This window comes from Rathayibacter sp. AY1E8, from assembly GCF_002931415.1.
GTDB lineage: Bacteria > Actinomycetota > Actinomycetes > Actinomycetales > Microbacteriaceae > Rathayibacter.
Map to the genome: position 1 here is coordinate 1 of NZ_PSVI01000050.1, position 24,901 is coordinate 24,901.

Here is a 24,901-nt window from a genome sequence, read left to right on the forward strand (position 1 = left end):
CCGCTGGCAGACCGACGGGACCTACCGGTTCGACCGCACCGGCCTCACCCGCGCCGACGTCTACTCGATCGACACCCCGCCGCCCACCCCGCACGGAGCCGAGCCCGCCGAGGGCTCCGCGTTCGGCCGGGGCGTGTCCCCGTCGCCGCGCTTCCCCGAGATCGAGGAGCGCGTGCTCGCGTACTGGAAGGCGGACGACACCTTCCAGGAGTCGATCCGGCAGCGCGAGGGAGCGCCGGAGTGGGTCTTCTACGACGGCCCGCCGTTCGCCAACGGCCTGCCGCACTACGGGCACCTCCTCACCGGCTACGCCAAGGACGTCTTCCCCCGCTTCGAGACGATGCGCGGACGGCAGGTGCACCGCCGCTTCGGCTGGGACACCCACGGCCTGCCCGCCGAGCTCGAGGCGGAGCGGCAGCTCGGCATCACCGACAAGTCCCAGATCGAGGAGATGGGCGTCGCGGCCTTCAACGCCGCCGCGAAGGAGTCGGTGCTGCGCTACACCGGGGAGTGGCAGGACTACGTCACCCGCCAGGCGCGCTGGGTCGACTTCGACGACGACTACAAGACGCTCGACCCCACCTTCATGGAGTCGGTGATCTGGGCGTTCAAGCAGCTCTACGACAAAGGCCTCGCCTACGAGGGCCACCGCGTGCTGCCGTACTGCTGGCGCGACCAGACGCCGCTCTCGAACCACGAGCTGCGGATGGACGACGACGTCTACAAGATGCGGCAGGACCAGACGGTCACCGTCACCTTCCCGCTGGTCGGCGAGACGGCGGAGGCGCTCCAGCTGACGGCGGTCCGCGCTCTCGCGTGGACGACGACCCCCTGGACGCTGCCGACGAACCTCGCGCTCGCCGTCGGGCCCGACATCGAGTACGCGGTCGTCCCCGCCGGCCCGAACGGCGCGGCCGACGGCAGGGGCGAGCCCGAGGAGCGCGAGCTCTCGGCCGAGTACCTGCTCGCCATCGACCAGGTCGGCGCCTACGCGAAGGACCTCGGCTATCCGGACGCGGAGTCGGCCCTGGCCGCCGTCTCGCGCACCCACCGCGGCTCCGAGCTCGAGGGGATCAGCTACGACCGCCTCTGGGACCACTACGCGGACACCGAGGCCTGGGGCACGCAGAACGCGTGGCGCATCCTCGTCGCCGACTACGTGACCACCAGCGAGGGCACCGGCATCGTGCACCAGGCGCCCGCCTACGGCGAGGACGACCAGAAGGTCTGCGAGGCGGCGGGCATCCCCGTCATCATCTCGGTCGACGACGGCGGCCGCTTCCTGCCGCAGATCAGCGAGGTCGCCGGCCTCCAGGTCTTCGACGCGAACAAGCCCCTCACGCAGCTCCTGCGCGCGGGCCACCGGCTGCTCCGCCAGGCGAGCTACGAGCACTCGTACCCGCACTGCTGGCGCTGCCGCAATCCGCTGATCTACAAGGCGGTCTCGAGCTGGTTCGTCCGCGTCACCGCGATCCGCGACCGCATGGAGGAGCTCAACCAGGAGATCACCTGGGTCCCCGAGAACGTCAAGGACGGCCAGTTCGGCAAGTGGCTCTCGGGCGCGCGCGACTGGTCCATCAGCCGCAACCGCTACTTCGGCTCGCCGATCCCGGTGTGGAAGAGCGACGACCCGGAGTACCCGCGGATCGACGTCTACGGCTCGCTGGACGAGCTGGAGCGCGACTTCGGCGTGCGCCCGGACGACCTGCACCGGCCGTTCATCGACGAGCTGACCCGCCCGAACCCCGACGACCCGACCGGGCGCTCGACGATGCGCCGGATCAGCGACGTCCTCGACGTCTGGTTCGACTCCGGATCGATGCCCTTCGCCCAGGTGCACTACCCGTTCGAGAACGCGGACTGGTTCGACACCCACAACCCGGCGGACTTCATCGTCGAGTACATCGGGCAGACGCGCGGCTGGTTCTACACGCTGCACGTGCTCTCCACCGCGCTCTTCGACCGCCCGGCGTTCCGCAACGTGGTCAGCCACGGCATCGTGCTGGGCAACGACGGGCAGAAGATGTCCAAGTCGCTGCGCAACTACCCGGACGTGGCCGAGGTCTTCGACCGCGACGGCTCCGACGCCATGCGCTGGTTCCTGATGTCGAGCCCGGTCCTCCGGGGCGGCAACCTCGTCGTGACGGAGGAGGGCATCCGCGAGGGCGTCCGCCAGGTACTGCTGCCGCTGTGGAGCACCTGGTACTTCTTCTCCCTCTACGCCAACGCCTCGGCGGGCGGCGGCTACGAGGCGACCAGGCGCACCGGCTCCGAGGACGTCCTCGACCGCTACCTGCTGGCCAAGACCCGCGATCTGGTCGAGACCGTGACCGGCCGGCTCGAGGCGCTGGACTCCACGCTCGCGGCCGCCGCGCTCCGCGACTTCAGCGACGTGCTCACGAACTGGTACGTGCGCCGCTCCCGCGACCGCTTCTGGCAGGGCGTCGACGAGGACGGCCGCGGATCGGAGGCGTTCGACACGCTCTACACGGTCCTCGAGACCGTGTGCCGCGTCGCCGCCCCGCTCCTGCCTCTCGTCACGGAGCAGATCTGGCAGGGCCTGACCGGCGGCCGCAGCGTCCACCTCACCGACTGGCCGGAGGCGGACGAGTTCCCCGCCGACACGGCGCTCGTGCACGCGATGGACGCGGTCCGCGGCATCTCGTCCACCGCGCTCTCCCTCCGCAAGCAGGCCGGGCTCCGCGTCCGCCTGCCGCTCGCGCGCCTGACCGTGGTGGTCGCCGACGCCGCCGAGCTCGCGCCGTTCGAGGCGATCCTCCGCGACGAGCTGAACGTGAAGGAGGTGACGCTGGTGCCGCTGGTCGACTCCAGCGCCGCCGACTACGGCGTCACCTCCCGTCTCGCGGTCAACGCGCGCGCCGCCGGGCCCCGGCTCGGCAAGGGCGTGCAGACCGTGATCAGGGCCGCCAAGGCCGGCGACTGGAGCGAGACGGACGGCGTCGTCACCGCCGGCGGCGTCGAGCTGGTCGAGGGCGAGTACGAGCTCACGCTCGAGGTCGGCGGCTCGGCCGGCGACGACCGCGCCATCGCCCTGCTCCCGCGCGGGGGCTTCGTGCTCCTCGACACGGCGACCACCCCCGAGCTCGAAGCGGAGGGGCTCGCCCGCGACCTCATCCGCGCGGTGCAGGACGCCCGCAAGGCGGCCGGGTTCGAGGTCAGCGACCGGATCGTCCTGGAGGTCGTGCTCGACGAGCCGAGCCTGCAGGCGCTCGAGCCGCACGCGCTCTGGATCGCGGAGGAGACCCTCGCGACCGGATGCGCGTTCACTCCGCTCACCACGGCTCTCGAGGGCGGCGAGGGCGCGATCGCCTTCGGCCCCGCGGGCACCGCCATCATCCGCGTCGAGAAGGTCGAGGCCGCCGATGTCTGATCCGTTCGAGCCGGACGACGCCGACCGCGCGGCCGCCGACGCCGTCTACGCCGCGCTGCTGGAGCGCCTGGGCGAGGCGAGCGTCCGCCCGCGCCTCGCTCCGACCCGGCGCGCCGTCGAGATCCTCGGCGACCCGCAGCGCGCCTACCCGGTGATCCAGATCGCCGGAACCAACGGCAAGACCTCGACCAGCCGGATGATCGAGAGCCTGCTGCGCGCCCACGGGCTGCGGGTGGGCCTGTTCACCAGTCCGCACCTCGAGCGCTTCAACGAGCGCATCGTCATCGACGGAGAGCCGATCTCGGACCGGAGCCTCGCCGACAACTGGCAGGACGTCGAGCCGTACCTGCGGATGACCGACGCCGAGCTGGCCGAGCAGGGCGAGGCGCCGCTGTCCTTCTTCGAGGCGATCACCGTCCTGGCCTACGCGGCCTTCGCCGACGCGCCGGTCGATGTGGCCGTCGTCGAGGTGGGGATGGGCGGCGAGTGGGACTCGACGAACGTCGCCGACGCGCAGGTCGCCGTCTTCACGCCGATCGCCCTCGACCACACCGACCGCCTCGGCTCGACGATCGAGGAGATCGCGCGCACCAAGTCGGGCATCGTCAAGCCGCTCGCCTCGGTGGTCTCCGCGAGGCAGGTCCCGGAGGCGGAGGCGGTGCTGCGGCACGCGGCCGAGGCCACCGAGTCGACGATCGTCGTCGAGGGGGCGGAGTTCGACGTCGAGTCGACGACCGTCGCCGTCGGCGGCCAGGTCGTCACCGTCCGGGGACTCGTCACCACGTACGAGCAGCTGCTGCTGCCGTTCTTCGGCGACCACCAGGCCGAGAACGCCGCCGTGGCCGTCGCCGCGGTCGAGACGTTCCTGGGAGGCGGGACGCAGGAGCTCACCGGCGACGTCCTCGACGAGGGCTTCGCCGCCGCGACCTCCCCGGGCCGCCTGCAGCTCGTCGGACTCGCTCCGCGCACCGTCGTCGACGCGGCGCACAACCCGCACGGTGCCGCGTCCCTCGCCGCCGCTCTCGGCCGCTACTTCGACTTCGACCGCGTGACGGCCGTCCTCGGCGTGCTGGCCGAGAAGGACGCCGAGGGGATCCTCCGGGAGCTCCGCCCCGTGGTGGACGAGCTGATCGTGACCACGGCGCCGAGCGATCGGGCGATGCCCGCCGAGGAGCTCGCCGCGCTCGCCCGCACCGTGTTCCCGGAGGAGGCGGTCCGCGTCGCCGACGACCCGCTGGGTGCTCTCACGGCCGGTCGCGTCCTCGCGGCGCGCACCGACAAGGGCGCCCTGCTGGTCACGGGCTCGATCACCCTCGTCGGCCGCACGATCACCGCGGCCCGCGACGAGAACTGGCTGGGCGCGTGAGGGCCGGGCGCCCGCGGCGCTCGCGGACCGTCCGGGAGAGCCTCGGCTCGATCGTGCTCGGCTTCGAGGCGGTCATCGTCTTCCTCGCCACCCTGGTGGCCTTCGGGCTGAAGGCGGCCGATCCCGTGATCGTGCTGGTCGGGGGAGCGGTGGTCTGCCTCGCGCTCGTCGCCACTCTGGGCCTGCTGAACCGGCCGGTCGGCTTCCGCATCGGCTGGGTGCTGCAGTTCGTTATCGTGGCCTCGGGCCTGCTGGTCCCGATCATGTACGTGATCGGCGCCGCCTTCGTGGCGCTGTGGACGTACTGCATGGTGACCGGCACCCGCCTCGACGCTCAGACGCGCCGGGCGGCGGAGCCCACCGACCCCACCGAAGGAGACCGCTGAACCATGGCCACTCAGGAGACCCTCGTCCTCGTCAAGCCCGACGGCGTCGCCCGCAACCTCACCGGCGAGATCCTCCGCCGCATCGAGGCGAAGGGCTACTCCCTCGTCGACGTGAAGCTCGTCGAGGCCGACCGCGAGCTGCTCGCCGCCCACTACGCCGAGCACGAGGGCAAGCCCTTCTACGAGCCGCTCGTCGAATTCATGGAGAGCGGCCCGATCGTCGCCCTGCGCATCGCGGGCGACCGCGTGATCGAGGGCTTCCGCGCCCTCGCCGGCACCACCGACCCGACCACGGCCGCTCCCGGCACCATCCGCGGCGACCTCGGCCGCGACTGGGGCCTCAAGGTCCAGCAGAACCTCGTGCACGGGTCCGACTCCGAGGAGTCGGCCGCGCGCGAGCTCGGCCTCTGGTTCGCCTGAGCCGCTCGGCCGCCTGCCTCTGACGACGTCCGTCAGAGGTAGGCGAGCACGTTCAGCCTCACCTGCGCGATCACCGCGATCAGCAGGTAGCAGAGCAGCGTGATGAACGGGACCCAGCCGTAGGCGGCACCGGCGAAGCGGCGCATCCCGGCGGGGACGGGGAACACGCCCTCACGGAGGTTGCGGAGCGTCACCAGCCAGAAGCCCGGGATGACGACGGCCCAGGTGAGCATGCACCAGGGGCAGAGCGTTCCGAGCGCGAAGACGCTCGTCGCGATGAGCCAGCCCACGAACACCAGGGCCAGCAGGAAGCCGACGTTGAAGGACGCCCAGAACCACCGGTCGAACCGGGCGCCCGCGAGCAGGCCCAGCCCCACCACGATCGGCGCGATCCAGGCCGCCAGGCCGATGAGAGGGTTCGGGAAGCCGAAGACCGCGCCCTGCGCCGAGTTCAGGTTCGCACTGCACTGCACGAGCAGGCTGAAATCGCAGCCGAGGCCCGCATCGGGGTTCTCGAGAGCGGCGAACTTGTCGTTCGTGAGGGCGAAGGCGGCGGTCCAGCCGATCACGCCGAGGACGATCAGCAGGACGGCGAAGAGGACGGGGCGCTGCTGCATGGGGGCGTCGCGCACCCCGGGATCGCTGGACACCGGGGGATTATGGCACGCGCCGGATCGGCGCCTCTGGGAATGCGTGCGATAATCGGAGCCGTCGGTCCGGGGGACCCCGCATCGACGCGAAGAAGGTTTACCGGGCGAGCACCGGGCCACAGGAGATCGACAGCGTTCCGCGAATGGACGCGCCGGATCTCCGCTCCGCCGGGAGTCGACCGCAGGTCGCACCGCGGAGGAGCGCGTGTCGGATAGTCAGTTCCGAGAGTGCAGCTGCAACCGGAGTCCCGCGCCACGAGCGCGACGGGACCGGGGGAGCGGAAGGATTCGCGGCGGGCCGAGGCCCCTCGCACGAGAGAAGCATCCGGGAAGACGACGCGGCGGACGACCCGGCCGAGGAGTGCACCAGGAATGGTGGAAGACAACAGTACGAGCGGATCCGATCCGGACCGCGACGGGCCCCGCAGCGGGGCCAGGAAGATCAGCCGCCTCTTCGGTGGCCGCCGGGCGAGCCGGCGGACCGAGTCGAGCGCGCCAGCGACAGGGGAGACGATCATCGACAGCAACGAGACCGACCAGACCGGAGCCGAGGGCACCGAGCTGCCCGAGACCGGGAGCGCCGCGGAGGCGGCCGAGCCGTCGACGTCGACGGGCGCGGTGTTCTTCAACGCCCTCCCGCAGACCCCGGGCGCCGACCAGGAGGAGCCGCGACGGCCCGCACTGCCGAGCCCGTCGCTGCTGTTCCAGGCGCCGGTCCTGCCCGACTACGTCGAGCTGGCTCCGCTGCCTCCCCGCGGTGCGCCGCTGGGCGTCCAGGAGGAGCGCGAGAGCCCGGCCGAGGAGCAGGGCTCCGTCCGCCGCCGCTCGCGCCGCCGCAGCGGCGAGAGCGAGAGGTCCGGCTCCGACGACCCCGAGAACACCGTCGTCCGGGTCCGCCAGCCGCGCGAGCAGCGCGAGGCCCGCGAGCCCGAGCTCATCACCGAGCCGCAGCGCATCAAGGGCTCGACCCGCCTCGAGGCCAAGAAGCAGCGCCGCCGCGACGGCCGCGACGCCGGCCGGCGCCGCACGGTCGTCACCGAGTCCGAGTTCCTCGCCCGCCGGGAGGCCGTCGACCGCGTCATGGTCGTCCGCTCGAAGGAGGACAGCATCCGCATCGGCGTGCTCGAGGACGGCGTCCTCGCCGAGCACTACGTCGCCCGCTCGCAGGAGGCGTCGCTCATCGGCAACGTCTACCTCGGCCGCGTGCAGAACGTCCTCCCGAGCATGGAGGCCGCCTTCGTCGACATCGGACGCGGGCGCAACGCCGTGCTCTACTCCGGCGAGGTCGACTGGGACGCCGCGAACAACGCCGGCGGCCCCCGCCGGATCGAGCTCGCGCTCAAGCCCGGCGACCGGGTCCTCGTCCAGGTCACGAAGGACCCCGTCGGCCACAAGGGCGCCCGTCTCACGAGCCAGATCTCGCTCCCCGGCCGCTACCTCGTCTACGTGCCCAACGGCTCGATGAACGGCATCTCGCGGAAGCTCCCGGACACCGAGCGCGCCCGCCTGAAGAAGATCCTCAAGGAGGTGCTGCCCGAGAACGTGGGCGTCATCGTCCGGACCGCGGCCGAGGGCGCCACGGAGGAGCAGCTGACCGTCGACGTCGAGCGCCTGACCGCGCAGTGGACGGCTCTCAGCGCGAAGGCCGCGACCGGGCAGGCTCCCGCTCTCCTGCACAGCGAGCCGGACCTGCTGATCAAGATCGTCCGCGACGTCTTCAACGAGGACTTCGAGAAGATGGTCATCGCCGGCGACGACGCCCGCGAGACCATCGAGCTCTACCTCAGCCAGGTCGCACCCGATCTGCTCGAGCGCGTCGAGGTCTACACGGGTGAGAAGGACGCGTTCGACGAGTTCCGCATCACGGAGCAGATCGAGAAGGCGCTGGAGCGCAAGGTGTGGCTGCCCAGCGGCGGCTCGCTCGTGATCGACCGCACCGAGGCGATGACGGTGGTCGACGTCAACACCGGCAAGTTCGTCGGCTCGGGCGGGAACCTCGAGGAGACGGTCACGAAGAACAACCTGGAGGCGGCCGAGGAGATCGTCCGCCAGCTGCGCCTGCGCGACATCGGCGGCATCATCGTCGTCGACTTCATCGACATGGTGCTCGAGTCCAACCGCGACCTCGTGCTCCGCCGCCTGGTCGAGTGCCTGAGCCGCGACCGGACGAAGCACCAGGTCGCCGAGGTCACCTCGCTCGGCCTCGTGCAGATGACCCGCAAGAAGTTGGGCCTGGGCCTGCTCGAGACCTTCAGTGAGAACTGCGAGATCTGCGCCGGACGCGGCGTCATCGTCCACCACGACCCCGTGCTCAAGCACCGGTCGACCGCCGCTCCGCAGCAGGAGCAGCGCCGCCGGGGCAAGGGCGGCGAGCAGCAGCCCGCCGCCTCCGGGCGCTCGAACGGCGGGCAGAACGGGCAGGGCGCGCCGGCGACCAAGCCGATCAGCACCCACGCCATCACGGACGACGCGAAGAACGCGCTCGCGCAGATCGCCGCCAGCACCATCCACCCCCAGGCCGTGCGCCAGGCGGCGGAGGAGGCGGCCGCGCTGGTCGAGGACGCCGCCGAGACCGTCGAGGCCATGGCGCCGGAGGAGTCCGCCACGGCACCCGAGGAGCAGCCGTCCGAGCCGAGCCGTCGCGGCGAGCGTCCCGCCCGGGGCGAGCGCCGTCGTCGCAGCCGCGACCGCGAGCCGCGCCAGGAGGCCGCCGAGACGGCGACCGTCGAGTCGGCTCCCGTCGAGACCCCGGTCGAGAAGGAGATCGAGCCGGCCGTTGCCGCGCCGATCCTCGACATCCCGATCGCGCCGGTCACGCCTCCGCGCCGCGTCCGCAGCGAGGTCGCCGAGCACCTGCTCGACTCCGTGCTCGACGCTCTGCCGGCCCCGAAGCAGCCCGGCCAGGGCCGTGAGAAGAGCCGTCGCGTCACGACGGCCGCGCTCACCGGAGTCGCGGTCATCCCCGAGCAGACCCCGCGCCGCGCCGACCAGTAGCGCGACCCGGTGTCAGGAGGGCCCGGTGCCCGGCGAGAGCCGGCGCCGGGCCCTCTCGGCGTCCCGGTCGCGCCCGCGGACGCGGAGCCCGCTCCGCCTCAGCCGCTCGACCAGCTCCCGCGCGCCGACGGGGACCGCGCCCGCGGCGACGAGCTCGTCGATCCGCTCCTCGGGCACGTCGTAGTGGTCCAGGTCGAAGCCGCGCTCGGGCACGCCGAGACGGCGCGCGAAGTCGTGGAGCTCCTCGAGCGAGACGTCGCTCACGAGGTGCGCCCACAGCCGGCCGTGCGCCGGCCAGCGCGCGCCGTCGACGAGGATGACCATTCCCCGATCGTAGGCGGCGCGCCGTCCGTCCACGCGCCTCCTCCTCGACTATCGTGACGGGGTCGCCGGTCGGGTGGACACGGCTTCGCAGTCGTGTGCGTTTGACCGTGGAGCGCGGATCCCGTACTCTTGACCGTTGGTGTGGCGCGATCCATGTGCTCACGCAGATTTCCGTTGTCGCTCCGCCCCTCACGGGGCGCGGGCCGCGGTGCCGGTTCCCTCGTGTCGTGAGGAGACGGGTACGAACCGGAAGACCGGGGCTCAGCCCCGTCCCTACAAGCCCCGGACGAGGCCTCCGCTCCGTCCAGACGAGAAACAGGTACGAGAAGTGGTTTACGCAGTTGTGCGCGCCGGCGGTCGGCAGGAGAAGGTCGAGGTCGGCACCATCGTGACGATGGACCGCGTCAAGGCCGACGAGAACGGCACCGTGCAGCTTCCTGCCGTGCTGCTCGTCGACGGTGAGTCGATCACCTCGGACGCGGCGACCCTCGCGGGCGTCACCGTCACCGCCGAGGTGCTCGAGGACCTCCGTGGTCCGAAGATCATCATCCAGAAGTTCAAGAACAAGACCGGTTACAAGAAGCGCCAGGGGCACCGTCAGGACCTCACGCGCGTCAAGGTCACTGGCATCAAGTAGTCCTGCAAAGGAATTGAGCTGACCTGCGGAGCGAGCCATCGCCCTGCAGGGCAACAGCACGGGGCTGCGGCCCCCCGGTCTCGAGGAGATGAGAAATGGCACACAAGAAGGGCGCGAGCTCCACTCGCAACGGTCGCGACTCGAACGCGCAGCGTCTCGGCGTCAAGCGCTTCGGCGGCCAGGTCGTGAACGCGGGCGAGATCATCGTCCGCCAGCGCGGCACGCACTTCCACCCCGGCGCGAACGTCGGACGCGGTGGCGACGACACCCTGTTCGCCCTCTCGGCGGGCGCTGTCGAGTTCGGCAGCAAGGGCGGCCGCAAGGTCGTCAACATCGTGGCGGCCGCCCAGTAGGGTCGACCTCCTCGGCCGCACAGGCACAGGACGCAAGGGGCGGGCTTCGGCTCGCCCCTTGCGCGTTTACCGGGGCACAGCCCCCCGGCGCCGGCATCCCGGCGCCGCACGCACTCACGGACGGATTCACACCATGGTCACCTTCGTCGACAACGTCACGCTGCATCTGCGTGCCGGCCACGGCGGCAACGGCTGCGTCTCCGTCCGTCGCGAGAAGTTCAAGCCGCTCGCCGGCCCCGACGGCGGCAACGGCGGGCACGGGGGCGACATCGTCCTCGTCGCCGACCCGCAGACGACGACGCTGCTCGCCTACCACCGCCACCCGCACCGCAGCTCCGAGAACGGCGGTCCCGGCATGGGCGACCACCGCGCGGGCGGGAACGGCGAGCTCATGGAGCTCCCCGTCCCGGTCGGCACGGTCGTCAAGTCGCCGGACGGCGACCAGCTGATCGACATGGACGAGCCCGGCCTCCGGTTCGTCATCGCTCCGGGCGGGCAGGGCGGGCTCGGGAACGCCTCTCTCGCCACCACGAAGCGCAAGGCGCCCGGCTTCGCGCTGCTCGGCACGCCGGGCTGGGAGGGCGACGTCGTCCTCGAGCTGAAGACCGTCGCGGACGTCGCGCTCGTCGGATTCCCCTCGGCGGGCAAGTCGAGCCTCGTCGCGGCGATCTCGGCGGCCAAGCCGAAGATCGCGGACTACCCGTTCACGACCCTCGCGCCCAACCTCGGCGTCGTGCAGGCGGGGGAGTCGCGCTTCACCGTCGCCGACGTGCCCGGTCTCATCGAGGGCGCGAGCGAGGGCAAGGGCCTGGGCCTGGAGTTCCTCCGCCACGTCGAGCGCTGCACCGCCCTCGTCCACGTGCTCGACTGCGCCACGCTCGAGCCCGGCCGCGACCCGCTGACCGACCTCGACATCATCCTCGGGGAGCTGGCGGCGTACCCCGTCGGCGACGGACAGGTGCCGCTGATCGAGCGGCCGCAGCTGATCGCGCTCAACAAGGTCGACGTGCCCGAGGCCCAGGAACTGGCCGACTTCGTCCGGGCCGACCTCGAGGGCCGCGGCTACCGCGTGTTCGAGATCTCGACGGTCAGCCACTCGGGACTCCGCCAGCTGACGTTCGCCCTCGCCGAGATCGTCGAGAAGCACCGCCTCGAGCTCGCCGCCGTGCCGCGGGTGGAGCGCATCACCATCCGCCCCCGCGCCGTGGACGAGAAGGACTTCGAGATCCGGGTCGAGGGCGGCTCGTACGGCAACGTGTACCGGGTCCTGGGCACCAAGCCCGTGCGCTGGGTCGCGCAGACCGACTTCACGAACGACGAGGCCGTCGGCTTCCTCGCCGACCGCCTGGCCAAGCTCGGAGTCGAGAACGGCCTGTTCTCGGCTGGAGCGGTCGCCGGCTCCACCGTCGTCATCGGCCCCGGCGACGGCGTCGTCTTCGACTGGGAGCCGACCCTCACCTCGACGGCCGAGCTCATCACCGCGCCCCGCGGAACGGACCTCCGCCTCGAGGACAACCGGCGCAAGACCCGCAACGAGCGTCGCGAGGACTACTTCGAGCGGATGGACGCCAAGGCCGAGGCCCGCGCGGAACTCGAGCGCGAGCGCCAGGGCGGCGTCTGGCGCGTCGCCGACGAGGGCGACGGCACGGAGGCCGGCGAGGAGAGCTGACTCCCGCCGCCGGGGTCGTCTGCCTCTACACTGGCCGGATGCCGCAGACGACCCCCGACAGCAGTGCGCTGACCGAGCGGTTCGCCGCTTCCCGCGTCGCGTCGCGCTCCCTCCGCAGTGCGACCACCGACCTCAAGAACCGGGCTCTGCTCGCCATCGCCGACGCGGTGCGCTCGAGCGCCGAGCGCGTCGTCCCGGCGAACGAGCTCGACCTCCAGCGGGGTCGCGAGAGCGGCATGAGCCCGGGCCTGCAGGACCGCCTCCGCCTCGATGCGGTGCGCCTGGGGTCCCTCGCCGACGCCGTCGTCGCGGTCGTCGGGCTCACCGATCCGGTCGGGCAGACGGTGCGGGGATCGAACCTGCCCAACGGCGCCTCCCTCACCCAGGTGCGGGTCCCGTTCGGCGTGGTCGGAGCGATCTACGAGGCGCGCCCGAACGTCACCATCGACATCGCGGCGCTCGCCCTCAAGAGCGGGAACGCCGTGATCCTGCGCGGAGGCACGGCCGCGGAGAACACGAACCGCGTCCTGGTGGAGCTGCTGCAGGAGGCCGTCGCCTCCGTGGGCCTGCCCGCCGAGCTGGTGCAGACGGTCGACGACCACGGCCGCGAGGGCGCGAAGGCCCTCATGCGAGCGCGCGGCTACGTCGACGTCCTGGTGCCGCGGGGGAGCGCGGGCCTCATCGAGTCGGTCGTGACGGAGTCGACGGTCCCCGTGATCGAGACGGGCGCCGGAGTCGTCCACGTCTTCCTCGACGCCAGTGCCGACGAGCGGTGGGCCGTGGACATCGTCCACAACGCCAAGGTGCAGCGTCCGAGCACCTGCAACGCCCTCGAGACCCTCCTCGTCCACCGCGACGCCGCCGAGCGCCTCCTCCCGCCCGTCCTCGGCCGGCTCGCGGAAGCGGGAGTGACCGTGCACGGCGACGAGCGCGTCGCGGCGCTCTGGCCCGACGCGGTGCCCGCCACCGATGAGGACTGGTCCGCGGAGTACTACTCGCTCGACGTCGCCGTCGCGATCGTCGACGACCTAGAGGCCGCGATGGCCCACATCGACCGGTACTCCACCCACCACACCGAGTCGATCGTGACGAACGACCTCCGAAGCGCCGAGCGCTTCCTCGCCGAGGTCGACTCCGCGGTCGTGATGGTCAACGCCTCCACCCGCTTCACCGACGGCGGGGAGTTCGGGTTCGGCGCCGAGGTCGGCATCTCGACGCAGAAGCTGCACGCTCGGGGCCCCATGGGCCTTCCCGAGCTGACCAGCACGAAGTGGCTGCTGCGCGGCGCGGGACAGGTCCGCGCCTAGCGCCCGGACCGGCGATCCGGCGTCGAGCGGCGTCCGGGTAGACTCGTCGGAGCCCCGCCGGGGCGACCACGACCTCCAAGGAGCACTGCATGTCCCTCGCGACGACCGTCCTCGCCGAAGCAGCGGCCCACACGGAGCTGCCGTTCCCCCCGATCGTCTTCGGCCTGATCGCCGCCGTCGCCTTCACGGCGCTCGGCTTCGTCACTTGGAGCTACCGGGACGTGGCGAACCGCCACTCGCACAAGACCGGTGCCGGCTCCCACGACCAGCACGGTCACGGACACTAGGCGGGGAGCCCAGCGATCGTGACGTCCGCCGCGAGCGGAGGCCCGCGGCGTCCGCGCATCGGCGTGATGGGCGGCACCTTCGACCCGATCCACCACGGTCACCTGGTCGCCGCCTCCGAGGTGGCCCAGTCGTTCGACCTGGACGAGGTCGTCTTCGTGCCCACCGGCCAGCCGTGGCACAAGAAGACGGTGACCTCCGCCGAGCACCGGTACCTGATGACGGTGATCGCGACGGCGTCGAACCCGCGCTTCACCGTCAGCCGAGTCGACGTGGACCGCATCGGCACGACCTACACGATCGACACCCTGCGCGACATCCACGCCGCGCACCCCGACGCCGAGCTGTTCTTCATCACCGGCGCGGACGCGGTCGCTCAGATCCTGAGCTGGAAGGACTACGACGAGCTGTGGGAGCTGGCCCACTTCGTCGCCGTCAGCCGGCCGGGGCACGTCCTCAACGTTTCGGGATTGCCGGCCCAGGACGTATCCTTGTTGGAGATTCCGGCACTGGCGATCTCCTCGACCGACTGTCGGAGCCGCGTCAACCGGGGTCATCCGGTCTGGTACCTGGTTCCCGACGGTGTCGTCCAGTACATCTCGAAGCACCACCTGTATCGGAGCACGTCATGACAGTTCAGCCCGAGGAGAAGCCGCTCACCCGGCGCGAGATCCGCGAGCGCGAGAGGCGCGAGGCCGGTGCGGCCACGACCGCCGCCGTTCCGACGACGTCCCGCCGAGCTGCCACCGCGACCGCCACCACCGCCGGCGACATGCCGGTGCTGACCCCCACCCAGGCCCTGCGGATCACCCCCGTCGAGCCGAGCCCCGCGAGCGAGCCCGACCTGCGCACCTCCTCGATGGAGATCGTCGCCACCGAGAACGCCACGGGCCGCCAGCTGACCCGTCGGGAGCTGCGCGCACTGCTGGCGCAGCAGCAGGCGGAGAAGGTCGCCGCCGCACCGGAGGCGGAGCCGCCCGCCGACGAGGAGCGGTCCGACGACGAGCGCTCCGACTACGTCGAGGGCGCCCTCGAGCGCGCCTCGGCGCTCCCGCCGACCGGGGCGGTCCCCGTGATCGAGGCGGCCGACGAGTCCCGTGATGCGGAGCCGGTGCCCGAGGGCGCAGCGGAGCAGGAGCCGGAGGGCGACGAGGACGTCGTCACCGAGGACGCCCCCGAGGCGTCCGAGGAGGAGGCGGACGAGTCCGCCACCGATGCGACCGCGGACGCCGACGCGGCCGAGGTGCACGAGGCCGAGATCGAGAGCTCCTCCTCCGACGACGAGACGCCGTCCGCGGACGCCTCCGACGAGCGGGACGCGGACGACGAGCAGCCGACGGCCGGCGAGCAGCCCGAGCAGCCGCACCTGAACACCGCGCTCTTCGCGTCGGTGGGCGGATCCCTCGACATCGCCGACGAGAAGGCCACCGAGATCACCGGGAGCTTCGAGCCGCCGATCGAGCACCTCGCCATCACCGAGGAACTCGACAGCAAGTCGAAGGAGGAGGTGGACGCCTCGTTCGACTCCCTCATCGCGAGCGGAGTCGCCGCCACCGGTGCCGTCACCACCACCAACGCGCTGATCCTGCCGACCACGGGCCCCGGCGCGACAGTCGGCACGGACACGGGGGAGATCCTCGTCACCGGCTCGTTCGACCTCCCGCGCAGCCTCGGCTCCACGGGACAGCACCCGAACCTCTACGACTCGCCCGATGTGGACCGCTACGTCGACCGCATCGACCGCGAGCAGCCCGTCGGCGAGTCCGAGCCGGTCCGGGCGTCCAGCGCCGTCTCCACCCACGCCGCCGGCACCTCGATGATCGCGCCGCAGAAGCGCGCCGGCGTGAGCGTCCCGGTGGTCCTCGCGATCACCGCGGCCGTCCTGCTGGTCGGCGCGATCGCGCTGTTCATCGGCGGCTTCGTGCTCAACATCTTCTGATCTCCACCACCGACACTGAAGGCTTCATGACTGCGACCGATTCCGCCCGCGCCCTGCTCCAGCTCGCGGCCACCGCCGCCGACTCCAAGGGCGGTGAGGACCTCGTCGCCCTCGACGTCTCGGGGCCGCTGCCGCTGGTCGACATCTTCCTCCTCGCCACCGGCCGCTCCGAGCGCAACGTGGTCGCGATCGCGAACGAGGTGGAGGACCGCCTGAACGACTCCGGCGCCAAGCTGCTGCGCCGCGAGGGCCGTGCGGAGGGCCGCTGGATCCTCCTCGACTTCGGCGACCTCGTCGTGCACGTCTTCCACGAGGAGGACCGCATGTACTACTCGCTCGAGCGCCTCTGGAAGGACTGCCCGACGGTGCCGTTCACCCTCGAGCAGCCCGTCGCCGTCGACTCGTCGACGTCCTCGAACTGACGAACACGCCCGGCGACAGCGCTCGATTTCACTTCACGCGAATCGTGTTGTAGTTTATTCGAGTTGCTTCCGCCGGGCGGAGACAGCGAAAGACAGTACGAAGCAAGACAGAACACAACACGGGTCCGTGGCGCAGCTGGTAGCGCACCTGCATGGCATGCAGGGGGTCAGGGGTTCGAATCCCCTCGGATCCACCGAACAGGTCCGCACTCCTCCGGGAGTGCGGACCTTCGTCGTTCACGGCGCTACAGGGTCTGGCGCCGTCCTTTCCGGCTCAGGCCGGTCATGACCGTACCCGCCCGGCCGCCGGGTCCCCCTGCTGGTCACGCACGCGTCGGCCCGACCGGCTCCACATGGCCGCCGCATCCGGCGAGGAATCCGGAGAGCTCGCCCCAGGCGTCCTCCCCGATCGTGGTGCCCGGGCGCCGTGCGAGATCGGCCAGAGCGTCCGTCAGCTCGTCGACTCCCGTCAGGATCCTCGTCCGTGCCGCTCCCGTGCCCTGCCATCCGGGCGCGTACGTCCTGACGTCGGGGTGGCTGTAGAGCACGGCCGTCTCGAACCACGGCGTGGGCAGACCGTTCAGGGCCAGGTGCTCCTTGAACCTCGCGGCCTGGATCCGGACCTGCCGGGCGGGGACGTGCTGCTCGACATGCGTGCGCACCGTCCACCGCGACACCGTCCCCGGTGCGATCTGAACCGCGAAGGCCTCGGGCAGGGCGTCCTCGTCGAGGAGGACGCCGTAGGAGGGGTGGACAGTACCGGGTCGCACGCCGTCGAAGACGACCCCCTGCCAGTACTTGGCCTCGATGATGAGCGCGCCGTGCCGGGTGAGCAGCAGATGGTCGATCTGCGCGAGGAAGCGGCGCGTCGTGCGCGCGTCGACCGGTACGAAGACGACGTTCGTGGCGAGGACGCCGGACAGCCCCGCCGAGGCGCACGCCTCCCGGATCAGGGTGTGCGAGACGGCCTCGCTGCTCCAGGTCCTGGCGAGCGCGTCACGGGTCTGCTCGACCTCCTCCTGCGCCGTCTCGAGCTCGGTCCGACTGAGGTCGCGCTCGGCGTCGCGCGCGCGCGTCAATGCCTTGAGCGCCGCCTCGTGGCTCCGGTCGCGCTCGGCGATCGTGCGCTGGTGCTCCTCCGAGGCCTCCTCCGCGGCCTGCTCCGCCGCCGCTCTCGCCGCAGTGCGCCGTCGGCGGCCGGCGACGACCGTGATGAGAAGGGCCAGGAGCAGGGCGGCCGCGACGGCCCAGGGGAGGTACTCGTTCATGGTCCCCAGGCAAGCACGGACCACCGACCGTGCGCCGCGACGGCTCCCGATCGCGCCGCTCGGCAGACTGGCCGCAGTGCGCTCGCTCGTGCCCGGCCCGGACGTCTTCGTCGGCGTCCGCCTGCGCGCGCGGGCGGAGACCCCGACCCTGCGCCGGCCGATCGCGCGGGCGGAGCCCTACCGCCGCCCGGCGGACGCGATGCGCGACCAGCACGAGGTCCGGCTGACCGGCGTCGAGGGCACGCTGCTGGGCTTCGTCGGCCCGCAGCCGTTCCAGGGGATCAGCGTCGCCGGCCTGCACACGCACGTCGTCGACACCACCGGCGGGATCGGCGGCCACGTGCTCGCCGCCTCCGGAGTCGCGGGCCTGATCGAGATCGAGCGGTACGGCGGCATCACCCTCCTCCTGCTGGAGTCGGACGACCACCCGCGAGCCGACCTGGACGCGGCGGCCGACGCCGAGATCCGCGCCGTGGAGACCGACCACCCGCCCTGAGCGGCCCTACCCTGGACGCATGCCCTCACTGCGCGACGTCCACGCCGTCATCGACCGTCTCTGGCCCGAGGCGGCCGCCGAGAGCTGGGACGCGCCCGGCCTGGTCACCGGCGACCCCGACGCCGCGGTGGAGCGGATCCTGCTCACGGTCGACGTGGTCTCCGACACCGTCGCGGAGGCCGTCGACGGCGGATACCAGCTCCTGGTCGCGCACCACCCGCTGCTGCTGCGCGGCGTCACCTCGATCGCCGAGGACGGCTACAAGGGCCGCCTGCTCGCGGACCTCGTCCGGGGCGGCTGCGCACTGATCTCGGCCCACACGAACGCCGACATCGTCGCGGACGGCGTCTCGGACGTGATCGCGACCCGCCTCGGCCTGACCGGCACGACTCCGATCGTCCCGGGCGCCGACCCGTCGGTCGGGCTCGGCCGGGTGGGCGATCTGCCCGAGGAGGTGACGCTCGGACGCCTGGCCGGAGCCGTGGCCGAGCTCCTGCCGGCCACCGCGGGGGGAGTGCGGGTCGCGGGCGCCTACGAGACACCCGTGCGCCGCGTGTCGCTCTGCGGGGGAGCGGGGGACTCCCTCCTGGACGCCCCCGCCGTCCGCACGAGCGACGTCTTCATCACAGCCGACCTCCGGCACCACCCGGCCTCCGAGGCGCGCGAGAAGGCCCTGCACGGCACCGGCCCCGCCCTCATCGACGTCTCGCACTGGGCGAGCGAGTGGCTGTGGCTCGACGTCGCCGCGACCGCGCTGCGGGAGGCCCTGCCCACGGTCACCGTCGAGGTGAGCGAGACCCGCACCGACCCGTGGGATTTCGCGATCGTGCACTGACCCGCCGCGGGCACGGGAGAATGGACGCGGCGCGTCCGTACTGCGCGCCGGGAACGAGGACCGCCACGTGAAAGCCAGCCCCGCACACCAGCGCGAACTCCTGACTCTGGCGAGTCTGGACACGAGGGGCGCGCAGCTGCGCCACGCCCTCGCGACGCTCCCGCAGATCGCGCGGATCCAGGCGATGCAGGCCCGCGACAACGAGACCCGCCGCTCCCTCGCCGAGCGCACAGGGCGCCTCGAGGACGTGCGCACCGAGCTCGGGCGCATCGAGTCCGACGTCAGCGTGGTCGAGAAGCGGCTCACCCGCGATCGCGACCGCCTGCAGACCGCATCCGCGGCCAAGGACATCGCCGCGCTCGAGAGCGAGATCACCTCCCTCGTGAAGCGGCGGGGAGACCTCGAGGACATCGAGCTGACCCTGATGGAGCGGATCGAGGGCATCGAGTCCGAGGTCGCCGCGGCTCAGGCCGAGCGCGACGAGGTCGTCGCCTCGCTCGGGACCCTCGCCGAGGAGCGCGACGCGCAGGCCGAGAAGCTCCGCGACAAGCAGGAGGCGCTCGCCCGGGACCGCGCCGATCTGGTGACGACGCTTCCGGAGGACCTGGTCGAGCTGTACGAGAAGCAGCGCGCCCGCTACGGAGTCGGCGCGGCCCTCCTCCGCGGGAAGGTGTCGGAGGGGAGCGGCGTGGCCCTCACCGAGTCGGACCTCTCCTGGATCCGCGCCTCCGCTCCGGACGAGGTCGTCCTCTGCCCCGACAGCGGCTGCATCCTGGTGCGCGGCGAGGAGTCCACCCTCGCCTGAGCCGTACACTGGACGGGCGAACGGGCCGGCAAGACGGTCGCGTCACCGCGGCGAGAGCCGTGGTGCCGAGGAACGTCCGGGCTCCGCAGAGCAGGGCGGTGGGCAACACCCACCCGGGGCGACCCGCGAGACAGTGCCACAGAGAACAGACCGCCGTCGGCTCCGGCCGGCGGTAAGGGTGAAACGGTGGTGTAAGAGACCACCAGGGGCCGGAGTGATCCGGTCCGCTCGGTAAACCTCGCCCGGAGCAAGGTCAGACAGAGGACGATGCGGCTGCTCGTCGGGTCCTCGGGTAGACCGCTGGAGGGTCACGGCGACGTGGCTCCGAGAGAGATGGCCGTCCAGCGCCCGCCGAGAGGCGCGGCGTGAACAGAACCCGGCGTATCAGCCGACCCCTTCGCCACGAGATGCCCCGCCCCGGCGGGGCATCTCGCGTCTCCGCCGGTCGCCGAGCTCGCGCTCCCGCCCGCAGGCAGCGCGACGGCCTGCCGTGGCGGTTCCGGGGTCTCGATACATCCTTGCGCGGCTGCTCGTTGAGACTGGCGCGGTCCATCTCTCGCGCTGCCTCCTGCGGACGAAGCGGTGCAGCACGACGTCCGGCAGGCGCCGATCCCCGAGGACGGTCCTGGGACGCCGCTGCGGATCGACCCCGAGGACCAGGTGCCCCCGCCCCCGTCCTGGCTCACCGCGACCACTGAACACTGAAAGTCTGATCACGTCCGTCCGCCGTGGCGCCACTCACCAGGCGAACCGGCGAAACGCGTGCCAGCGTTTCGCCGTAGCCGTCCGCCCCCCGCTCCCCGGAACGCGTCACCTCCCGAGGCCGACCGCGCCTCGGCGGGCGGGGACCGCCGAGGAAAAAGACTCAGCCCCGCCCTGCGAGCGCGGCCGCGCCGAGGATGCCGGCGTTGTTGCGGAGCGCCGCCGGGATGATCGGGGTGCGCAGGTCGAGCAGCGGGAGGAACTCGTCGTGGTGCTTGGAGATGCCGCCGCCGACGATGAAGAGATCGGGCCAGAGCAGCGCCTCGAGGTGGGAGTAGTAGCGCTGCAGGCGCTTCGCCCAGTGCTTGTAGTCGAGGTCGTCGCGCTCCTTGGCGGCGAACGAGGCCTTCTTCTCGTAGTCGCCGCCGTGGATCTCGAGGTGGCCGAGCTCGGCGTTGGGGATGAGGATCCCGTCGTGGATCTGCGCCGTCCCGATGCCGGTGCCGAGGGTGGTCATGATGACCAGGCCCTCCTTGTCCTTCGCCGCTCCGAAGCGCGACTCGGCGTAGCCCGCCGCGTCGGCGTCGTTGACGAAGAAGATGTTCCGGCCGATCGCGTCCTCGAACAGCTTCTCGGCCTCGAGGCCGATCCACTCGTCCGACACGTTCGCCGCCGACATCGTCCGTCCGTGGACGACGACGGCGGGGAAGCAGATGCCGACCGGGGTGTCCGAGGGCAGGTCCGGGATTCTCTCGAGGATCTGCTGAACGGTGGCGACGATGTCCTTCGGCGTGCCTCCCTGGGGAGTGGCGAGCTTCATCCGGTCGCTGAGCAGGGTGCCCGCGGCCAGGTCCACCGAGGCCCCCTTGATGCCCGTTCCCCCGATGTCGATCCCGATGGCGGTCGCCGCAGCAGTCATAGCGGCCATGCTAGCGAAGGGCGGGGGTGCGGACCGACGCGGGCTGCGGCGTAGGATCGCGGCATGGCTGACGGCGACGCGAACTCCTGGTGGTACAACCTCAAGGCCGGCACGGTGGAGCAGGGATTCGTGTCCCCCTCCGTCGACCGGGTGGGACCCTTCTCCTCTCGCGAGGAGGCGGAGCACGCCCTCGAGCGGCTGCACGAGAACAGCCGCAAGTGGGCCGAGGAGGACGCCGCCGAGGACCGCTGACCGCGGCTACTCGTAGCTGTGCTCGGCGCCGGGGTAGGCGCCGGACTCCACGTCGTCCCGGTACGCGGTGACCGCTCCGGTGAGCACGCCGCGCAGATCCGCGTACTGCTTCACGAAGCGGGGGATGCGGCCGGTGGTGAATCCGGCGAAGTCCGTCCACACGAGCAGCTGTCCGTCGACGTGCGGTCCCGCTCCGACTCCGATCGTCGGGATGCGCAGCTCCTCCGTCACCTGGCGTGCCGCGTCCGCGGGCACCATCTCGAGGACGACGGCGAACGCCCCGGCCTCCTGGACGGCTCGTGCGTCGGCGAGCAGCTGCTCGATGCCCTCGCCGCGCCCCTGGACCATGTGGCCGCCGAGCCCGTGCTCGCTCTGCGGCGTGAAGCCGATGTGCGCCATCACGGGGATGCCCGCCTCGACGATGCGCCGGATCTGCTCGGCGGAGCGGACTCCGCCCTCGAGCTTCACCGCGTGCGCGTGCGTCTCCTTCATGAAGCGGAACGCCGTGTGCAGCGCGTCGTCGGCACCCGACTCGTAGGAGCCGAAGGGCATGTCGGCGACGACGAAGGCGCGCTCGACGGCTCCGGCGACGGCACGTGCCAGCGGGATGAGCTCGTCGACGGTGACGGGCAGAGTGGTGTCGTAGCCGAGCACCGTGTTGCCGGCGGAGTCGCCCACGAGGAGGAAGTCGATCCCGGCGTCGTCGAAGATCTTCGCCGTCAGCTGGTCGTAGCTGGTCAGCCCGGTGATGCGGACACCGGAGTCCTTCGCGTTCTGGAAGTGGCGGGTTCGAACGCGTTTCACGGGCTGCGCTGACATGGGCGCCAGTCTACGGCGCGCCTCGGGCGCCCCGCGGGCCCCGGTCGGAGGCAGTAGCCTGAGGGTCGAAACAGGAGGGGTCTGGATGGACAAGCAACGGGACTTCGTTCTTCGCACCATTGAAGAGCGAGGGATCAAATTCGTTCGCCTCTGGTTCACCGACGTCGTCGGCACGCTGAAGTCGGTCGCGATCGCGCCGGCCGAGGTGGAGGGCGCGTTCGCGGAGGGGCTCGGCTTCGACGGCTCCGCCATCGAGGGCCTCACCCGCTCCTTCGAGGCCGACGTCCTCGCGCATCCGGACCCGTCGACCTTCCAGATCCTCCCGTGGCGCGGAGAGATCGACCCGACGGCGCGGATGTTCTGCGACATCACCACGCCGGACGGCCAGCCCGCCGTCGCCGACCCGCGCAATGTGCTCAAGCGCACGCTGGCGAAGGCGGCCGAGCGCGGGTTCACCTTCTACACGCACCCCGAGATCGAGTTCTACCTCCTCAAGTCGTCGTCCTTCGGCGCCGAGGGTCCGGAACCGGTCGACTCCGCCGGGTACTTCGACAACGTCCCCGGGGGCACGGCGCACGACTTCCGCCGCCGCTCCGTGCGCATGCTGGAGGATCTGGGCATCTCGGTCGAGTTCAGCCACCACGAGGCGGGCCCCGGCCAGAACGAGATCGACCTCCGCTACGCGGACGCGCTGACGACGGCCGACAACATCATGACCTTCCGCACCGTGATCAAGGAGGTGGCGATCGAGCAGGGCGTCTACGCGACGTTCATGCCGAAGCCGCTCTCCGGGCACCCCGGCTCGGGCATGCACACGCATCTCTCGCTCTTCGAGGGCGACGTGAACGTGTTCTACGAGCAGGGCGCCCAGTACCAGCTCTCGAAGCTCGGCCGTCAGTTCATCGCGGGCCTGCTCAAGCACGCCCCCGAGATCACCGCCGTGACGAACCAGTTCGTCAACTCCTACAAGCGGCTCTGGGGCGGCGACGAGGCGCCCAGCTACGTCTCGTGGGGCCACAACAACCGGTCCGCCCTCGTGCGCGTTCCGCTCTACAAGCCCAACAAGGGGCAGTCGTCGCGCATCGAGTACCGGGCGCTGGACTCCGCGGCGAACCCCTACCTGGCGTACTCGCTGCTCCTGGCGGCCGGGCTCAAGGGCATCGAGGAGGGCTACGAGCTCCCGGCCGAGGCCGAGGACAACGTGTGGGCCCTCTCGGACGCGGAGCGCCGGGCGCTCGGCTACGGCGCTCTGCCCGCCAGCCTCGACCGCGCCATCTCGCTGATGGAGGAGTCCGAGCTCGTGGCCGAGACGCTGGGCGAGCAGGTGTTCAACTTCGTGCTGCTCAACAAGCGGAAGGATTGGGCCGAGTACCGCGCCCAGGTCACGCCGTACGAGCTGCGCAGCAATCTCGAGATGCTCTGACGCCTCGGCCATGCCCCGTGAACGCTCCCTCCGCGATGTCGCACGCCTCGGCTTCGCCGCGCTCGGCGAGACCGGGGCGCGGCTGGCCGAGGCGGAGGAGCTCGCCGGGCGGCAGCTCGAGTCGGTGCTGCCCTCCTTCGCCCGGGTGGCGGACCCGGACGAGGCGCTGCTCGCTCTGATCGACCTGCTGCGGCGGCACCGCGACCGGATGGACGCGGTCCTCGCCGACGACGAGGCCCTGACCCGGCTGCTTCTGGTGGTGGGGGCCTCCTCCGGCCTCGCCGACTTCCTCCAGCGCCGACCCGACGAGCTGGCCAGCGTGCTCGAGCCGGTGCGCACGCTCCCCGGGCGCGCCGAGATGAAGGCCGAGCTGCTCGAGTCGGTCGGCGCCGTCGACGGCTTCTCGTCGCTCCGGGAGGAGGCGGGCTGGACGGCGCTGCGCGTGCGGTACCGCCGCCTCCTCACCAGGATCGTCGTCCACGACCTGAGCCAGGCCGACCCCGTCGCGGCGATCGACCGGGTGACGAGGGCGCTGGCCGACCTCGCCGGAGCCGCGCTGGAGGCGTCCCTCGCCGTGGCGCGGACCGAGCTGGTCGAGGGCACGGGCCCGGGTCGCTTCGGCCGCGACGAGGTCGCCGCCACCCGCTTCGCCGTCATCGGCATGGGCAAGGCGGGAGCGTCCGAGCTCAACTACGTCAGCGACGTCGACGTGATCTTCGTCGCCGAGGGCGACCCGGAGAAGGAGCTGACGAACGCCCGTGCGATCGACGTCGCCACCCGGCTCGCCGTGCTCCTCATGCGCGGGACCTCTGCGCTGGCGATGGAGCCGGAGCTCTGGGAGGTCGACCCGAACCTGCGCCCGGAGGGCAAGCAGGGCGCGCTCGTGCGCACCCTCGAGTCGCACATCACCTACTACGACCGGTGGGCGAAGAGCTGGGAGTTCCAGGCGCTGCTCAAGGCGCGTCCGCTCGCCGGCGACCAGGAGCTGGGGCGGGCGTACGTCGACGCGGTCGCGCCCAAGGTCTGGTCGAGCGCCTCCCGCGAGAACTTCGTCGAGTCGGTGCAGCGGATGCGGGAGCGGGTCACCGAGAACATCCCGCAGAACGACGTCCACTACCAGATCAAGCTCGGGCCCGGCGGCCTGCGCGAACTCCTCGGCGGCGGAGCGGCCGATGTACCCGCGGTCGGCGAGGGCGCCCAGGGCGAGGAGAGTCCCGGGCATGCGGATCTCGTCGTCGG

At 71.6% G+C, this 24,901-nt stretch carries 23 protein-coding genes, 1 tRNA gene, 1 other RNA gene and 1 pseudogene; 21 read left to right on the forward strand and 5 right to left on the reverse strand.

Going from position 1 to position 24,901, the window contains the following annotated elements:
• The first annotated feature begins 133 nt into the window (after window positions 1-133).
• The 4 genes from ileS to ndk are packed head-to-tail and all read left to right on the forward strand — an operon-like array spanning window position 134 to window position 5,563.
• Window positions 134-3,391 carry an isoleucine--tRNA ligase gene (gene ileS / locus C5C74_RS13400; protein ID WP_258064175.1) on the forward strand — a complete coding sequence of 1,086 codons (3,258 nt, stop codon included), beginning with the start codon at window positions 134-136 and terminating at the stop codon, window positions 3,389-3,391.
• Window positions 3,384-4,757 carry a folylpolyglutamate synthase/dihydrofolate synthase family protein gene (locus tag C5C74_RS13405; protein ID WP_104223687.1) on the forward strand — a complete coding sequence of 458 codons (1,374 nt, stop codon included), beginning with the start codon at window positions 3,384-3,386 and terminating at the stop codon, window positions 4,755-4,757. Before ileS ends, C5C74_RS13405 begins: the two co-directional genes overlap by 8 nt.
• On the forward strand, window positions 4,754-5,143 hold the full coding sequence (locus C5C74_RS13410; protein ID WP_258060376.1) for a DUF4233 domain-containing protein: 390 nt from the start codon (window positions 4,754-4,756) through the stop codon (window positions 5,141-5,143). The genes C5C74_RS13405 and C5C74_RS13410 overlap by 4 nt, the downstream gene beginning before the upstream one ends.
• A gap of 3 nt (window positions 5,144-5,146) precedes the next feature.
• Entirely contained in the window at window positions 5,147-5,563 is a 417-nt protein-coding gene (ndk, locus tag C5C74_RS13415; RefSeq protein WP_104223686.1) for a nucleoside-diphosphate kinase, read from the forward strand.
• Between the two features lie 32 nt (window positions 5,564-5,595).
• Here the strand turns inward: ndk and C5C74_RS13420 are convergent, their stop codons facing one another.
• Window positions 5,596-6,213 carry a vitamin K epoxide reductase family protein gene (locus C5C74_RS13420; protein WP_374953526.1) on the reverse strand — a complete coding sequence of 206 codons (618 nt, stop codon included), beginning with the start codon at window positions 6,211-6,213 and terminating at the stop codon, window positions 5,596-5,598.
• A 372-nt stretch (window positions 6,214-6,585) separates the two neighbouring features.
• Between C5C74_RS13420 and C5C74_RS13425 the strand changes: the two genes are divergently transcribed.
• Window positions 6,586-9,207 carry an Rne/Rng family ribonuclease gene (locus tag C5C74_RS13425; protein ID WP_104351707.1) on the forward strand — a complete coding sequence of 874 codons (2,622 nt, stop codon included), beginning with the start codon at window positions 6,586-6,588 and terminating at the stop codon, window positions 9,205-9,207.
• A 12-nt stretch (window positions 9,208-9,219) separates the two neighbouring features.
• Here C5C74_RS13425 and C5C74_RS13430 read toward each other — a convergent pair whose 3' ends face one another.
• Window positions 9,220-9,531: a DUF4031 domain-containing protein gene (locus tag C5C74_RS13430; protein WP_104247269.1), complete on the reverse strand. Its 312-nt coding sequence runs from the start codon at window positions 9,529-9,531 to the stop codon at window positions 9,220-9,222.
• A gap of 328 nt (window positions 9,532-9,859) precedes the next feature.
• Here C5C74_RS13430 and rplU point away from each other — a divergent pair, with 328 nt between their 5' ends.
• From rplU to C5C74_RS13475, 9 genes are all read left to right on the forward strand, one after another.
• A complete protein-coding gene (gene rplU / locus C5C74_RS13435) occupies window positions 9,860-10,168 on the forward strand; it encodes a 50S ribosomal protein L21 (RefSeq protein ID WP_104223682.1) in 309 nt (102 codons plus the stop codon).
• 95 nt (window positions 10,169-10,263) lie between these two features.
• Window positions 10,264-10,521, forward strand: a complete 258-nt coding sequence (gene rpmA / locus C5C74_RS13440) for a 50S ribosomal protein L27 (protein ID WP_068209107.1) — start codon at window positions 10,264-10,266, stop codon at window positions 10,519-10,521.
• 133 nt (window positions 10,522-10,654) lie between these two features.
• On the forward strand, window positions 10,655-12,190 hold the full coding sequence (obgE, locus tag C5C74_RS13445; protein WP_104223681.1) for a GTPase ObgE: 1,536 nt from the start codon (window positions 10,655-10,657) through the stop codon (window positions 12,188-12,190).
• Window positions 12,191-12,228: 38 nt separating this feature from the next.
• Window positions 12,229-13,497, forward strand: a complete 1,269-nt coding sequence (locus C5C74_RS13450; protein WP_104351708.1) for a glutamate-5-semialdehyde dehydrogenase — start codon at window positions 12,229-12,231, stop codon at window positions 13,495-13,497.
• An 89-nt stretch (window positions 13,498-13,586) separates the two neighbouring features.
• Window positions 13,587-13,784: a hypothetical protein gene (locus tag C5C74_RS13455; RefSeq protein WP_104223679.1), complete on the forward strand. Its 198-nt coding sequence runs from the start codon at window positions 13,587-13,589 to the stop codon at window positions 13,782-13,784.
• 18 nt (window positions 13,785-13,802) lie between these two features.
• The gene (gene nadD, locus C5C74_RS13460) at window positions 13,803-14,414 is read left to right on the forward strand and encodes a nicotinate-nucleotide adenylyltransferase (protein WP_104223678.1); all 612 of its coding nucleotides are present in this window, start codon (window positions 13,803-13,805) and stop codon (window positions 14,412-14,414) included.
• Entirely contained in the window at window positions 14,411-15,721 is a 1,311-nt protein-coding gene (locus C5C74_RS13465; protein ID WP_104250571.1) for a hypothetical protein, read from the forward strand. Before nadD ends, C5C74_RS13465 begins: the two co-directional genes overlap by 4 nt.
• Window positions 15,722-15,747: 26 nt before the next feature.
• Window positions 15,748-16,143 (forward strand): ribosome silencing factor, encoded by a 396-nt coding sequence (rsfS, locus tag C5C74_RS13470; protein ID WP_104223676.1) that lies wholly within the window; start codon window positions 15,748-15,750, stop codon window positions 16,141-16,143.
• 121 nt (window positions 16,144-16,264) lie between these two features.
• Window positions 16,265-16,337: transfer RNA gene (locus tag C5C74_RS13475), tRNA-Ala, on the forward strand.
• Window positions 16,338-16,466: 129 nt separating this feature from the next.
• On the opposite strand, the gene C5C74_RS13480 is transcribed toward C5C74_RS13475, so the two are convergent.
• Entirely contained in the window at window positions 16,467-17,411 is a 945-nt protein-coding gene (locus C5C74_RS13480) for a nuclease-related domain-containing protein (RefSeq protein ID WP_104351709.1), read from the reverse strand.
• A gap of 76 nt (window positions 17,412-17,487) precedes the next feature.
• On the opposite strand from C5C74_RS13480, the gene C5C74_RS17525 reads away from it, so the two are divergent.
• From C5C74_RS17525 to rnpB, 4 genes are all read left to right on the forward strand, one after another.
• Complete coding sequence (locus tag C5C74_RS17525; protein ID WP_181134709.1) at window positions 17,488-17,907, forward strand: acetolactate decarboxylase; 420 nt, start codon at window positions 17,488-17,490, stop codon at window positions 17,905-17,907.
• A 19-nt stretch (window positions 17,908-17,926) separates the two neighbouring features.
• A complete protein-coding gene (locus C5C74_RS13490; RefSeq protein ID WP_104226714.1) occupies window positions 17,927-18,742 on the forward strand; it encodes a Nif3-like dinuclear metal center hexameric protein in 816 nt (271 codons plus the stop codon).
• A gap of 67 nt (window positions 18,743-18,809) precedes the next feature.
• A complete protein-coding gene (locus C5C74_RS13495) occupies window positions 18,810-19,547 on the forward strand; it encodes a zinc ribbon domain-containing protein (protein WP_104226713.1) in 738 nt (245 codons plus the stop codon).
• Between the two features lie 21 nt (window positions 19,548-19,568).
• Window positions 19,569-19,947: RNase P RNA component class A (gene rnpB, locus C5C74_RS13500), an RNA gene on the forward strand.
• Between the two features lie 465 nt (window positions 19,948-20,412).
• Here rnpB and ppgK read toward each other — a convergent pair.
• Window positions 20,413-21,168: a polyphosphate--glucose phosphotransferase gene (gene ppgK, locus C5C74_RS13505; protein ID WP_104226712.1), complete on the reverse strand. Its 756-nt coding sequence runs from the start codon at window positions 21,166-21,168 to the stop codon at window positions 20,413-20,415.
• Window positions 21,169-21,231: 63 nt separating this feature from the next.
• On the opposite strand from ppgK, the gene C5C74_RS13510 reads away from it, so the two are divergent.
• Window positions 21,232-21,420, forward strand: a complete 189-nt coding sequence (locus C5C74_RS13510; RefSeq protein ID WP_104223671.1) for an SPOR domain-containing protein — start codon at window positions 21,232-21,234, stop codon at window positions 21,418-21,420.
• A gap of 6 nt (window positions 21,421-21,426) precedes the next feature.
• Here the strand turns inward: C5C74_RS13510 and panB are convergent, their stop codons facing one another.
• Complete coding sequence (gene panB / locus C5C74_RS13515; RefSeq protein WP_104226711.1) at window positions 21,427-22,239, reverse strand: 3-methyl-2-oxobutanoate hydroxymethyltransferase; 813 nt, start codon at window positions 22,237-22,239, stop codon at window positions 21,427-21,429.
• A gap of 85 nt (window positions 22,240-22,324) precedes the next feature.
• Here panB and C5C74_RS13520 point away from each other — a divergent pair, with 85 nt between their 5' ends.
• Together C5C74_RS13520 and C5C74_RS13525 are read left to right on the forward strand one after the other, a co-directional pair.
• The gene (locus C5C74_RS13520; RefSeq protein ID WP_068253236.1) at window positions 22,325-23,662 is read left to right on the forward strand and encodes a glutamine synthetase family protein; all 1,338 of its coding nucleotides are present in this window, start codon (window positions 22,325-22,327) and stop codon (window positions 23,660-23,662) included.
• 10 nt (window positions 23,663-23,672) lie between these two features.
• Window positions 23,673-24,901, forward strand: a pseudogene (locus C5C74_RS13525) (bifunctional glutamine-synthetase adenylyltransferase/deadenyltransferase); the annotation flags it as partial.